Raw genomic sequence first — 12,608 nt, 5'->3', positions numbered from 1 at the left:
TTCGCCGCTAATCCGCCAACTGCAGCAGTTGACGGGTATAGTCGGCGGCGGGCGCCGCGAAAATCGCCCGGCAGTCTCCCTGTTCAACCACTTCTCCCTGTCGCAACACGATGACCTGGTGGCATAGCGAACGCACCACCTGCAGGTCATGGCTGATGAACAGATAAGCCAGTCGGTGGCGTTGCTGCAGCGATTTCAGCAGCGTCAGGATCTGCGCCTGCACCGATTTATCCAGCGAAGAGGTCGGCTCGTCGAGGATCAGCAGCTGTGGCTGCAGGATCAGCGCGCGCGCGATGGCGATACGCTGGCGCTGCCCGCCGGAAAACTCGGTGGGATAGCGATGGCGCAGCTGCGGATCCAGGCCGACTTCCTGCAACACCTCGATCACGCGCTGTTCCCGCTGCTCTGCGCTAAGCCGCTGGTGCACTTCCAGCCCTTCGGCGATGATTTGCTGCACGTTCAGCCGCGGGTTCAGGGCGGAGTAGGGATCCTGGAAGACGATTTGCATCCGGCTGCGGTAGGGCAGCATCTGCTTCATCGTGAGCGGGTGCAGCGGTTCGCCGTCGAACCAGATGGCGCCCTGTGAGGCCAACAGGCGCAGCAGCGCCAGCCCGGTGGTGCTTTTACCCGAGCCGGATTCCCCCACCAGCCCCACGCTTTCCCCGGCGCGCAGCTCGAAACTCAATGATTTCAAGGCATAGTGATAATCCACCGTGCGGCGCAGCAGGCCGCGGCGGATGGGGAAGCGTACCTGCAGATCTTCCACCTTGAGCAGCGGCCGCTCATCGCCGGGGCGCCCGTTGGCCGCGGCAGGCAGCGGCAGCGGTTCACCGACGTCCTCGGCGGCCAGCAGCTGCTGCGTGTAAGGATGCTGCGGCCGGCTGAACAGCTGCGCACGGCCGTTTTGCTCCACGCAGCGCCCCTGACGCATCACCGCCACGTTGTCCGCCAGGCGGCGCACGATATTCAGGTTATGGGTGATGAACAACAGCCCCATGCCCATCTCCTGCTTCAGCTCTTGCAGCAGCGTCAGGATCTGCGCCTGGATAGTGACGTCGAGCGCGGTGGTGGGCTCGTCGGCGATCAGCAGTTTCGGGCGAGTCAGCACCGCCATGGCGATCATCACCCGCTGGCGTTCACCGCCGGACAGCTGATGCGGGTAATCCTGCAGCCGGCTTTTGGCCTGACGGATACCGACGCGCTCCAGGCATTCGACGATCTCTGCGCGCGCGGCTTCGCGCCGCAGGCCGCGGTGCAGCATCAGCACTTCCGCGAGCTGTTTTTCGATGGTGTGCAGCGGGTTAAGCGACACCATCGGTTCCTGAAAGATCATCGCGATCTGATTGCCGCGCACCTTGCGCAGCGCCGCTTCCGGTGCATGCAGCAACGAGTCGCCGTTGAACAGGATATCACCGGCAGGGTAAACCACCGGCGGCGCGGGCAGCAGGCGCAGTATCGACAGGGCGGTGACGCTTTTGCCGGAGCCGGATTCTCCTACCAGCGCCAGCGTTTCCGCCGGCGCGATTTGCAGCGAGAGTTCGTTGACCACCGGCGTGACGGTGTCGCCCTGGCGAAAGGCGATGCTGAGATCCTGAATAGCGAGCAAAGGAGTGGCCATATCAATGCGCCTTGCTGGGGTCAAAGGCGTCGCGTACCGCTTCGCCGATAAAGATTAATAACGACAGCAGCACCGCCAAGACCAGGAAGGCGGTGATGCCGAGCCACGGCGCCTGCAGATTGTTTTTGCCCTGCAGCAGCAATTCGCCGAGCGACGGCGAGCCTATCGGCAGACCGAAACCGAGGAAATCGAGCGACGTCAGGGTGGTGATCGAGCCGCACAGGATAAACGGCAGGAAGGTCAGCGTCGCCACCATGGCGTTGGGCAGCATATGGCGGGACATGATCACCCGATCCGGTACGCCCATGGCGCGCGCGGCGCGGATGTAGTCAAAATTGCGCGTGCGCAGGAATTCGGCGCGCACTACCCCCACCAGGCTCATCCAGCCGAACAGGATGGTGATGCCGAGCAGCCACCAGAAATTGGGCTGGACGATGCTCGACAGCAGAATGATCAGAAACAGCGTCGGCATGCCCGACCACACTTCGATAAAGCGCTGCCCCCACAGATCGAAACGCCCGCCGTAATACCCCTGGGTCGCGCCGACGCACACGCCGATCAGGCTGGAAAACAGCGTCAACGCCAGGCCGAACAGCATCGAGATGCGAAAACCGTACAGAACACGAGCGAGCACGTCGCCGCCGTTGCTGTCGGTGCCCAGCAGGTTGTGGCGCGAAGGCGGCGAGGGGAAGGGCACCTCGGTGGCGAAGTTGATGGTGTCGTAGCTGAAGCGGATCGGCGCCCAAACCGCCCAGCCGTGCCGTTCGATCTGCCGCTGTACGAACGGATCCTGATAGTCGGCTTCGGTGTTCAGCTCGCCGCCGAAGGCGGTTTCGCTGTAGTTAATCATAAACGGTAGGTACAACCGGCCTTCATAACGCACCAACAGCGGTTTGTCATTGGCGATCAGATCGGCGGCCAGGCTCAGGGTGAATAGCACCAAGAAGATCCACAGCGACCAGTAGCCGCGGCGGTTGCGGCGAAAACGCGCCCAGCGCGCCTGGTTGATCGGGCTAAGGCGGCTCATTGGCGGGCCTCGAAGTCAATGCGCGGATCGACTAGGGTGTAGGTGATATCGCTGAGGATATTCAACAGCAGGCCGATCAGGGTGAAGATATACAGCGTGCCGAACATCACCGGGTAGTCGCGCTGCAGCGTGGCGTCGTAGCCCAGCAGCCCCAGGCCGTTGAGCGAGAACATGACTTCAATCAGCAGCGAGCCGGTGAAGAACATGCTGATAAAGGTGGCCGGAAAACCGGCGATCACCAACAGCATGGCGTTGCGGAACACGTGGCGGTACAGGATCTTTTTCTCATCCAACCCCTTGGCGCGGGCGGTGGTGACGTACTGCTTGCGGATCTCGTCGAGGAACGAGTTCTTGGTCAGCATGGTCAGGGTGGCGAAGCCGCCGATCACCGTCGCCAGCACTGGTAAAGTGATGTGCCACAGATAGTCGGCGATCTTCGCCGGCCACGAGAGGGTGTCGAAGTTGCTGGACACCAGGCCGCGCAGCGGGAACCAGTCGAGGTAGCTGCCGCCGGCGAACAGCACGATCATCAGGATGGCGAACAGGAAAGCCGGAATGGCGTAGCCGATGATGATCAGCGTGCTGCTCCAGGTATCGAACGCGCTGCCGTTGTGGACGGCTTTGCGGATGCCGAGCGGAATCGACACCAGGTAGATGATCAGCGTGCTCCAAAGGCCCAGCGTGATGGAGACCGGCAGGCTCTGGCCGATCAGCTGCATCACCGAAGCGCCGCGAAACAGGCTGTCGCCGAAGTCGAAGCGCATATAGTTCCACAGCATGGTGAAGTAGCGTTCGTGCAGCGGTTTGTCGAAGCCGTAACGTTGGGTGATCTCGGCGATCACCTCCGGATCCAGGCCGCGCGAACCGCGGTATTGGCCGTCGCCAGCCGCGATGCCCGCCCGGGCATGACCCAGGCCTTCACCTGCGCCGCCGCTGCCAAACCCGCTGCCGTGCCCGAGCTCAATGGCGGCGATGGCCTGATCGACCGGGCCGCCAGGGGCGATTTGCACGATAAAAAAGTTGATGGTGATGATCGCCCACAGCGTGGGGATCACCAATAACAGTCTGCGTATCAGATAGGCCGCCATTCCGACTCCTTATTGCCGCTGAGCCGGTAAACGCGCCGCCTTGTTGACGTCGTACCACCAGTTGTCGAAGCCAATCGCATAGGCCGGGCGGATCGGCGGCGTGGAGAATTTGTCCCAATAGGCGTAGCGATCGTGGTTGGAGTACCACATCGGCAGCATGTAGTTGTTCCAGGTCAGCACCCGGTCCAGCGCGCGGCCGAGCGGCAGCAGGGCTTTTTCGTCGCCTTGATGGGCGGCGATTTGTCTCACCAGGCTGTCGACCGCCGGGTCTTTGACGCCGGCCGTGTTGTAACTGGAATCGATGTACTGCGAATCCCACAGGATTTGCAGATCGGCGCTGGGGAACGGCATCGCCATGTACACCGTCGACATCATGTCGAAATCGCGCTCGCGCATGCGGCGCGTATATTGCGAGGCGTCGACCTCGCGGATTTGCATCTCGATGCCCAACCGCTGCAGGTTGTGGCGGAACGGCAGCACATATTGGAAGTTGCTGCCGCTCAGCAGCATCAATTCAAAGGTGAACGGCTGGCCGGTTTTGGCGTTGACTAACTTTTGATTTTTGACTACCCAACCGGCTTCTTTCAGCAGTTGGGTCGCTTTCAGCAGATTTTGCCGATCGTTGCCGCTGCCGTCGGAGGAGGGCGGCTGGTAGATGCTGGTGAACACCTCCGGCGGCACCTGGCCTTTGAGCGGTGCCAGCAAGGCCAGTTCGGCGGCGTCCGGATAGCTACGGGCGGCGTAGGCGGTGTTTTGGAAATAGCTGTCGGCGCGCTGATAGGCGTTGTAATACAACGCCTTGTTCATCCAGTTGAAGTCGAAAGCCAGGCCGATCGCTTCCCGTACCCGACGATCGGCGAACAGCGGTTTTTGCAGGTTGAACGCCAGCCAACGGGTATTCTGCGCCGCCTGGTTGGTCTCGTCCTGCTTGATGATGTAGTTGCGCGCGAAGTTGCCGCCCTGGTACTGGGTGGCCCAGCTCTTGGGCGACGGCTCGATGCGGAAATCGTAAGCCCCGGCCTTGAAGGCTTCCAGCGCCACTTTATCGTCCAGGTAATAATCGTAGCGAATGCTGTCGAAGTTATAGCGGCCGCGATTCACCGGCAGGTTGGCGGCCCAGTAGTCGCGCACTCGCTGGTAGGTGATGTACTGGCCGAGGCGGTAATCGCCGATTTTATACGGGCCGCTGGCGAGCGGCGGGGTGCTGAGCGGTTCGTTGAGCTTATGGTTTTTCCAGAAGCTTTCCGGCAATACGCGCAGGCTGAGCAGGCTGAGGATTTGCTCACGGTTGGCTTTAGGCAGCTCGATGCGCACCGTCAGCCGGGAAATGGCCTTGACCGTGACGCCTTTGTAATAGGAGCGAAACTGCGGCACGCCTTCGGTCATGAATTTATTGAAGGTGAAGGCCACGTCGGCGGCGGTGATCGGGCTGCCGTCTTGGAAGCGGGCGCGCGCGTTGATATCCAACTCCATCCAGCGCATGTCGGCCGGGAAACGGGCCGATTCGGCAATCAGCGGATAATAGCTGCCGGGTTCGTCGTCGGAGTTGGTGAACAGCGTATCGTACAGCTCCATCGTGCGTTCACCGGGTACGCCACGGGTGGCGAAGCGGTTGAAGTTGTCGTAGGTGCCGATGGCCGCCAGCCGTACGTCGCCGCCCTTGGGCGCCGCCGGGTTGACGTAGTCGAAATGGCTGAAGTCGGTGGCGTATTTCGGTTCACCGAGAAGGGCGAAAGCGTAGCTTTCGTTGAGGGCTTCGGCCTGCAGACCGAAGCTCAGTGCCGAGAGCACCAGAGCAGCGAAAATGCGCACGGACATCGGACGGTAAGCTCCTGCTGTGGAATAAAGTACAACCTGCGCCCAGCATAACATTCTTCGGGTGAGCGCAGGGTAAAGATGCTTAAAGATTAACTATTTTTTTGCCTGATAATCAAAGACCTGATGAGCATTGCAGTAGGCGACGAAGTTGTCGATGCTCAGCGGCTTGCTGAAGTAGTATCCCTGCATGAAGTTGACGCCGTGTTCTTGCAGGAACTGCATCTGCTCGGCGGTTTCGACGCCTTCGGCCACCGTCAGCATTTTCAGCTTTTTCGCCAGCGAGATCACCGCATCCAGCACCGGCGCGGTGACCGTGTCCTGGCCAATGGTGTTGACGAAGCCACGGTCGATCTTCAGGTAATCCATGGTGAAGCGCTCAAGATAGATCAACGCGCTGTGCCCGGTGCCAAAATCGTCTACCGCGATCTCGATGCCCTGTTTGTGCAGCCAGTCAAACTCCGCCAGCGCGCTCTCTTCTTCCACCATGCCGCGCTCGGTGATTTCAAACACCAGCGTGAAGTAATCGCCCGGCAGCTGCGCCAACAGTTCATACACGTCCTGGTGGAAGGACGGTGCGCTAAGGTGGGCGGGGGAGATGTTGAGGCCGACTTTACCTCCCCGTGGCAGCGCTTTGGCGAGCTGCGGCGCATCTTCGGCGATCAGCCTGAATAGCTGGCGGGTAAGCGGCACGATCAGCCCGTTGCTTTCGGCGTAGGGGATAAAGACATCGGGCGGGATGCGGCCCTCGATCGGATGCTGCCAGCGAATCAGCGCTTCCAGCCCGCCGATGCTGTTGCTGTCGGTGTGGAACACCGGCTGGTATTCGATAAAGAACTCGTTGCGCTTGATGCCGCGCAGCAGCGCGCGCTCCGGGCTTTGCCGCAGCAGCAGCATGTAGTAGCAGAGTACGCCGATCATCAATGACAGCACCAGGCTGCCCAACAGCGTCAGGCGAATGTCGTTGGGCGTCAGCTTCTCGTTGTAGAACATGATGGTCAACGGCAGATTGGGCAGCGTCAGGTTATCCGCCTTGCCTTTCGGCAGTTGATCGACCGGCATCAGGTTCGGGCTGAAAGTGGTCAGCGCGCGATTGCCCATCACGATGGCGATGCCCGGCGCCTGTTCGTCGTGCGAGGTGAACAGCAGATAGGGCATCAGATCGATGTCCAGCGTAGCGAGGATGCCGGTGGCCTGCTCGCCGGGATGCCGCAGCCAAACCGCAACCGCAGGCTTATTTGGCACGATCGGCGTGCCCTGCTGCAGCTTGAGATCCAAAGGCAGATCCCAGTCGATGTCCTGATAGAGGTTTTTCATCGGCAGCATCATGTCGCCGGTGGCGGAGGAGCAATAGGCGTAGCCGTCTTTCACCAACAGAAAGGTGCGCACGCCGCTGGTAAAGGCCGCCTGGTAGGTAATGTCCGACTGGCTGGAGAGGCAAGGCTTGTCCAACAGCGGCATCATTTGCTGCATCACGGCCGTCAGATGCGAGATATAACCCAGCGTGAACTTTTGCGTACGCGCTTCGACTTTATGTTGATATTGCGTGCGCTGGTGGTTGATCAAAGAAAGCGTGACCGCGGTGAATAGCGTAAAAAATACCAGAGCGGCGACGCCGCTTTTAGCCAGGCTGCGCTGTCGGTGAGAGACGCTGCGGGCGAAAGCCCTTTTCAAGCCCATAACCGAGTCTTCTGCAACAGGGCGTCAGGGGTGTCGCACAGCCAGTTAATGGATTGTACCAACGGCTTTTTTTTCATTTTTGCCTTTTTATCCCGTACCAACCGGCGGCGCCGTTTAAATACGCGGCGTCGCCGACAGAAATATAATGCGCCTATTCTAAGCGGAAACGTTTTAAATAACGCCGGGGCGCCGTTGCCGTCATCTGACGATAATAGGCGAGTTTTTCCTCGACGGCGCGATTTCCTGCCAACAGTTTATCAAAATAATGGCGTGCGGCGGCGTTAAGCGGGGAGAGGTGACGATAAGCCAGGGACCAAGCGCGAGGGCACCTGTTCAACCGCCAAAAAAAACGCCGCCCGTAGGCGGCGCTTATCGCTCGTTTGGTATTCGGAATCTTCAAGGCGATGCGCCGTCAGCCGCTGGTCAGCACCCGGCGCGCTTCTCGATAACGTTTGTCCCAATAGTTATCGGTCAGCTTGGAAATCATGACACCACTGCTGGTGGAGGCGTGAACGAATTGATCGTTGCCTAAATAGATGCCGACATGGCGCCCGGTAGAGCCGGCGCGGAACAGCACCAAATCGCCGGCGCGCAGCTTGGTGCGCTGGATTTTCTTGCCGAGATCTTCCTGTTCATAGGTAGAGCGCGGTAAATCCATGCCGAACTGTTCGCGGAAGGTACGCTGCACAAACGCCGAGCAATCGATGCCGCGCTTGGTGTCACCGCCTAAGCGGTAGCGAACGCCTTTCCAGTCCGCGTACTGATCCATAATCTTTGACTTGACGTCAACGTTGCGGACCATCGCTTCGAATTCATCCTGAGAGGCTTGCAGTAAAAGACCGTCTTTGTCATTAACTGCACGCATCTCAGTTTGTGCGTTATTCAAGTTCGAAGTGTGAGTCGAGCTGCACGCTGACAGCATAACCGCCGCGGCAATTGCAGGGACTACCCGCAAAAAATATCTCAGAAACGGTTGAGATTTGACCATTGTTGTTGTTTTCCCTTGAAGTCCTTAACGACGAAAGTCGCTACCTGAAAAATGCCAAACGGAACGAGCCTAGTCCGCACCTGTTGCATCGACAACCAGTTACCGTTGAAAACGTGCGAGAACGCACATTTTTATCGGATTCCATACTGATTCGACTTAAACCAGGCACAAACGCATCTGAGATTACCGGAACAAATAGGGGATTGCGAGCCTTTTTCCCGTCTTTTTTATATGAATTTGTGATGTAACATAATGTAAATCTTCATATAAAAAACGCCAATTGTCCGATGTATGAATCTGGCGTGAAATCAGGTTGCAAAAGCGTTAACGGGCGGCGGTGAAATTTTGCGCGCGGCGCGGGGGTAGGGCACGGGAGGCGTGGGCCTCCCGGTATGAGTCATAGCCGCACGTTATGGTTGGCCGGGGCGGTGCTTGCCAGGCAACAGGCGATTCAACCGATCGACAATCCAGTCGCTGCAAGGCGTCATCAGCACCCAACTGGCGCCAACCAGCACCACGGACAGCGAACCGACGGCGATATCGGTAAACCAGTGGGCGCCAATCATCACGCGTGGCAATGAGAAGACCAGCGTAATCAGCAGGGCGACGGTGAAGGCGCCGCGGCCGAAATAGCGCAGCATAAAGCAGGAAAAAATAATCAGCATCATGCCGTGGTCGCCGGGGAAGCTGTCGCCGGAAGCGTCCTTGGTCGGGATGCCGGTCAGCTCGCTGACGCGATGGATATTGTCGAAGGTCAGGGTAGGGCTCGGATGTTTCACCGGCAGCAGATGGCCAAGCTGATTCAGCACCACGGCGGTCAGCAGCATCACCACGCCGGTGATCACCAGGCGGCGGCGGCCGGCGGCGTCCTGCTTCAGGTAGAAGTACAGATACAGCAGACCCATGGCGAGCAGCGAAATGACATCAAACGCGCGGTTATTGGTGATGGCGACCAGATGCAAAAATGCCGGGTCGGTAGCCAGATGGTGGTTAAAGAAGAAAAAAATCGCCGAATCCAGGGTAAACCAGCCGCCGTGATTGGCCGGCAGGAACCAGGACAGAAACAGCGCAACGCCCAGTAAGTTGAAGAAGAGAATGAAGGGTAAATTGCGGCGTGTCATGACATAACCTGTTGAAAAAATGAAAACGAAACAAAACCCGGCCGCCCTGCGACAACCGGGGGGGCAACGGTACGGGGTTTAACTTAAACGAATCTTAAACAAGGCGGATTGCAGGGCGTTCCAGTCGGTATTTTCGCTGTGGATCAGTTCAATCCGGCTGTCGAGCGGCGCGAGCGGGCGGGTTTCGATGTTGAGATCCTGCCCCTGCCGATTGATCAGCAATGTGCCTTCGGGAATGCGCACCACGCCTTTGGCGCGTTCGACCGGCGCGAGTCGTACCCACTCCATAAAGCCGACGGTGTCGAACTGGGTGTCGGCGTCAAAAATCCAGCCGCAGCTGGTGAAGCCTTGCCCCTCGTTCAGCGCTCGCCGCCAGCGGGCGTGCTCCGGCAATCGCAGCGCCGCCAGCCCCTGCGTTTTCGCCTGACCATGATGATGCTGCGCGTCCGGTAATTCTGCACGATTCGTGCGCGGGAGGGACAACAGCGCGACATCCGCTTGGCCTTGCGCGATGGTGTAGCAGGGCCGCTGCAGCGGATCTTGTGCCCTCCAGGCTTCCAGCGCCTGCCTGTCTTCCGGCTGATAGGTATCGCTTTTGCTGGCCAAAATAACGTCGGCCGCGGCCAGCTGATCGCGGAAGTTTTCGTTGTCGCGGTAACGGGGTTGGCTGAGCTGGCGGGCATCCAGCAGGCACAGCGTGGCCTGCAAATCGATCCAGCCGGCATAGCTCTCCTGGGTCAGCAGCGACAGGATTTGTTTCGGATGCCCCAGCCCGGTCGGCTCGATCAGCAGCCGATCCGGTTTGGCCTGCTGCAACAGCATATTCAAGCCCACCTGCATCGGCAGGCCGTTGACGCAACACATGCAACCGCCGGGGATCTCTTTGAGCACCGCGCCGCTGTCCGCCAGCAGCGCGCCGTCGATGCCTATTTCGCCGAATTCGTTGACCAGTACCGCCCAGCGTTCCTGGTCGGGCTTATGAGCCAGCAAATGGCGGATGGTGGTGGTTTTACCGCTGCCGAGAAAGCCGGTAATCAAATTGGTTTTGGTCATTAATAATTCCTGGCGTAAAAATTAACTTGCTTAATAAATGAGTTACGCTGCCTTGTCGGTGAAGCGGCCGCAATTTAATTTGTGCTCTATCTCGCAAATTTTGCACGTCACCCTGCGCTTTTCAACCGGCAAAAGCCACCTTTCAAAGCAAGAAAATTCTTAGATAAAACCCTGTATTAGATGCGGTTAACTTTTGTTAGTAGCTTGTTTTTACATTGTTAATGACGCGATTAACGATCAAATTGCGTCCCTTTCCTTGCGATTATTCCTAACAAGATCCTCTATGGTTAAATTGGCTTAACTAAAAATGAGGTTGCCATGAATACCTTTCGGTTATTTTTGATCGTAGGAATGTTGTTTTCATGGACGGCAGTGAGTCATGCAGGAGTGGCCGGCGGGGTAATTCGCTTCGTCGGTTCTATCGTTGAAAGTCCTTGCACGGTCAATATTGCAGATTCTAAGGCGAATACGCAATGTTACCGCAACGGCCAGCGTTATCAGGCCCAGCAAGCGTTGTCAGGTTTTGATACTACACGCAAAGAACTTCCGCTAAATCTAGGCACAACCGAAATGAAGTGGGTAGACCAACAGAAGAAGCTCGCTGTTATGACGGTCGTTTATCGTTAAGTCGTTCCGCCATGCCGGCGTAACGTTACGCCGGCATGGTTATTCTCGGCCCTGCAGGCTCCTCACCGCATCACCCACTCCTTCACCGTTTCACGCGCCCCGCGATCGCGCAGGGACAAATAGGCTTGCGTTACCGCTTCGGTAAACGCCGCATGCGCCGCCAGCGTTTCGCCGAATACTGATTTCAGCGCCAGCAGCGCCGTTACGCGTCGCCGATCGTCCGTTGTGGCGGCGATCGTCTGTTGCAACACGTCTGCCAGCGGATCGCGAATGTCGATCGGCTGACCGGCGTCATCGACGCCGCCGACGTAACGCATCCAGCCCGCCACGCCCAGCGCCAGCCCGCTATAGTCACCGCCGTGCCGCAGATGCCAGCGCACCGCGTCCAGCAGGCGCTGCGGCAGCTTCTGCGAACCGTCCATGGCTATCTGCCAGGTGAGGTGCTGCAGTGCCGGATTGCTGAAGCGCGCGATAAGCTGTGCGGCGTAGTCGGCCAGACTGATGCCGGTGACGCTCAGCGTCGGGGCCTGTTCGTCCAGCATCAACCGCAGGGCGGCGCGGCGGTAGTGCTCATCCGCCATGCACTCGTTGATATAGCGGTAGCCGCCCAGGTAACCGAGGTAAGCCAGGAATGAGTGGCTGCCGTTCAGCATGCGCAGCTTCATGTGTTCAAACGGCAGTACATCGCTGACCAGTTGGACGCCGGCCTGCTCCCACGCCGGGCGTCCGGCGATAAAGTTGTCTTCCACCACCCATTGGATGAAGGGCTCGCAGGCGATGGCGCATTCGTCGCGCACGCCGCCCAGCGCGGCGGCGATCTCATCCAGCGTGGCCGGCGTGGCGGCCGGCACGATGCGATCCACCATGGTGCAGGGGAAGGTGGCGGCGGTGGCGATCCAGTCGGCGAGTGCCGGATCCCGCGCCTGCGCCAGATCGAGCACCGCCCGGCGCAGCACGTGGCCGTTCTCCGGAATATTGTCGCAGGAGAGCAGGGAGAAGGCGGGCAGGCCGCGTTCGCGCCGCAGCCGCAGCGCTTCCACCAAAATGCCCGGCACGGTCTGCGGCTGATGCGGCCACGCCAGATCGGCGACGATCCCCGAATGCTGTCGATCCAGCCGCCCGCTGCCGGGCTCGATGCAATAGCCTTTTTCGGTGATGGTCATCGAAACGATCGCCACCTGCGGCTCGGCCAGCTTCTCCAGCACCGCGGCGATGCCTTCCAGCTTGCGATGCAGGCTCTCATGCACCGCACCGACCACGATGGCCTGATGGCCGTCCGCGCCTTTCTCCAGCACGCTGTACAGATGATCCTGTTGCCGCAGCGCCTCAAACAGCGGCACGCCGCCGGAAAGACTGATTTCGCAAATGCCCCAATCGCCGCCTTGGGCGTTCAGCACCCGATCGGTCAGCAGCGCCTGATGCGCGCGGTGGAACGCGCCGAAGCCAAGGTGCACGATGCGGCTGCGCAGGGCCCGGCGGTCATAGTCCGGCTGCCGGACGGCGCTCGGCAGCGGGGTGTTGGCGATCGTTTTCATCTCATCTCCAAAACGGGTAAGACAGCTGGCGGGCCACTTGCGCCAAGTTAGCAGAC

The 12,608-nt window shown here is 59.4% G+C and carries 10 protein-coding genes; 1 reads left to right on the top strand and 9 read right to left on the bottom strand.

From position 1 onward, the window contains the following. Nucleotides 1-7: 7 nt before the first annotated feature. The 8 genes from yejF to V8N38_RS17160 all read right to left on the bottom strand — a co-directional run bounded on the left by yejF (nt 8) and on the right by V8N38_RS17160 (nt 10,390). Complete coding sequence (gene yejF, locus V8N38_RS17195; RefSeq protein ID WP_147840090.1) at nt 8-1,618, bottom strand: microcin C ABC transporter ATP-binding protein YejF; 1,611 nt, start codon at nt 1,616-1,618, stop codon at nt 8-10. A gap of 1 nt (nt 1,619) precedes the next feature. Further along, entirely contained in the window at nt 1,620-2,645 is a 1,026-nt protein-coding gene (locus V8N38_RS17190) for an ABC transporter permease (RefSeq protein WP_060420176.1), read from the bottom strand. Continuing rightward, the gene (locus V8N38_RS17185) at nt 2,642-3,733 is read right to left on the bottom strand and encodes a microcin C ABC transporter permease YejB (protein ID WP_060420179.1); all 1,092 of its coding nucleotides are present in this window, start codon (nt 3,731-3,733) and stop codon (nt 2,642-2,644) included. Before V8N38_RS17185 ends, V8N38_RS17190 begins: the two co-directional genes overlap by 4 nt. A 9-nt stretch (nt 3,734-3,742) precedes the next feature. Continuing rightward, entirely contained in the window at nt 3,743-5,551 is a 1,809-nt protein-coding gene (locus V8N38_RS17180; RefSeq protein ID WP_060439407.1) for an extracellular solute-binding protein, read from the bottom strand. 93 nt (nt 5,552-5,644) lie between these two features. Continuing rightward, nucleotides 5,645-7,228 (bottom strand): cyclic di-GMP phosphodiesterase, encoded by a 1,584-nt coding sequence (locus V8N38_RS17175; RefSeq protein ID WP_060420184.1) that lies wholly within the window; start codon nt 7,226-7,228, stop codon nt 5,645-5,647. Between the two features lie 412 nt (nt 7,229-7,640). Further along, complete coding sequence (mepS, locus tag V8N38_RS17170) at nt 7,641-8,216, bottom strand: bifunctional murein DD-endopeptidase/murein LD-carboxypeptidase (protein WP_038876300.1); 576 nt, start codon at nt 8,214-8,216, stop codon at nt 7,641-7,643. A 410-nt stretch (nt 8,217-8,626) separates the two neighbouring features. Next, nucleotides 8,627-9,337, bottom strand: coding sequence for a phosphatase PAP2 family protein (locus tag V8N38_RS17165; RefSeq protein WP_147840091.1), 711 nt, complete (start codon nt 9,335-9,337; stop codon nt 8,627-8,629). 78 nt (nt 9,338-9,415) lie between these two features. Further along, complete coding sequence (locus V8N38_RS17160; RefSeq protein WP_147840092.1) at nt 9,416-10,390, bottom strand: CobW family GTP-binding protein; 975 nt, start codon at nt 10,388-10,390, stop codon at nt 9,416-9,418. A 318-nt stretch (nt 10,391-10,708) separates the two neighbouring features. Here V8N38_RS17160 and V8N38_RS17155 point away from each other — a divergent pair, with 318 nt between their 5' ends. Then, on the top strand, nt 10,709-11,017 hold the full coding sequence (locus tag V8N38_RS17155; protein ID WP_033635274.1) for a type 1 fimbrial protein: 309 nt from the start codon (nt 10,709-10,711) through the stop codon (nt 11,015-11,017). 62 nt (nt 11,018-11,079) lie between these two features. Here V8N38_RS17155 and V8N38_RS17150 read toward each other — a convergent pair whose 3' ends face one another. Beyond that, the gene (locus tag V8N38_RS17150) at nt 11,080-12,552 is read right to left on the bottom strand and encodes a mannitol dehydrogenase family protein (protein WP_100396393.1); all 1,473 of its coding nucleotides are present in this window, start codon (nt 12,550-12,552) and stop codon (nt 11,080-11,082) included. Between the last annotated feature and the right edge of the window lie 56 nt (nt 12,553-12,608).

The organism is Serratia nevei (assembly GCF_037948395.1).
GTDB classification, from domain to species: domain Bacteria; phylum Pseudomonadota; class Gammaproteobacteria; order Enterobacterales; family Enterobacteriaceae; genus Serratia; species Serratia nevei.
Note: the sequence above shows the minus strand (reverse complement) of the source record. Positions and strands in the feature narration are given on the sequence as shown.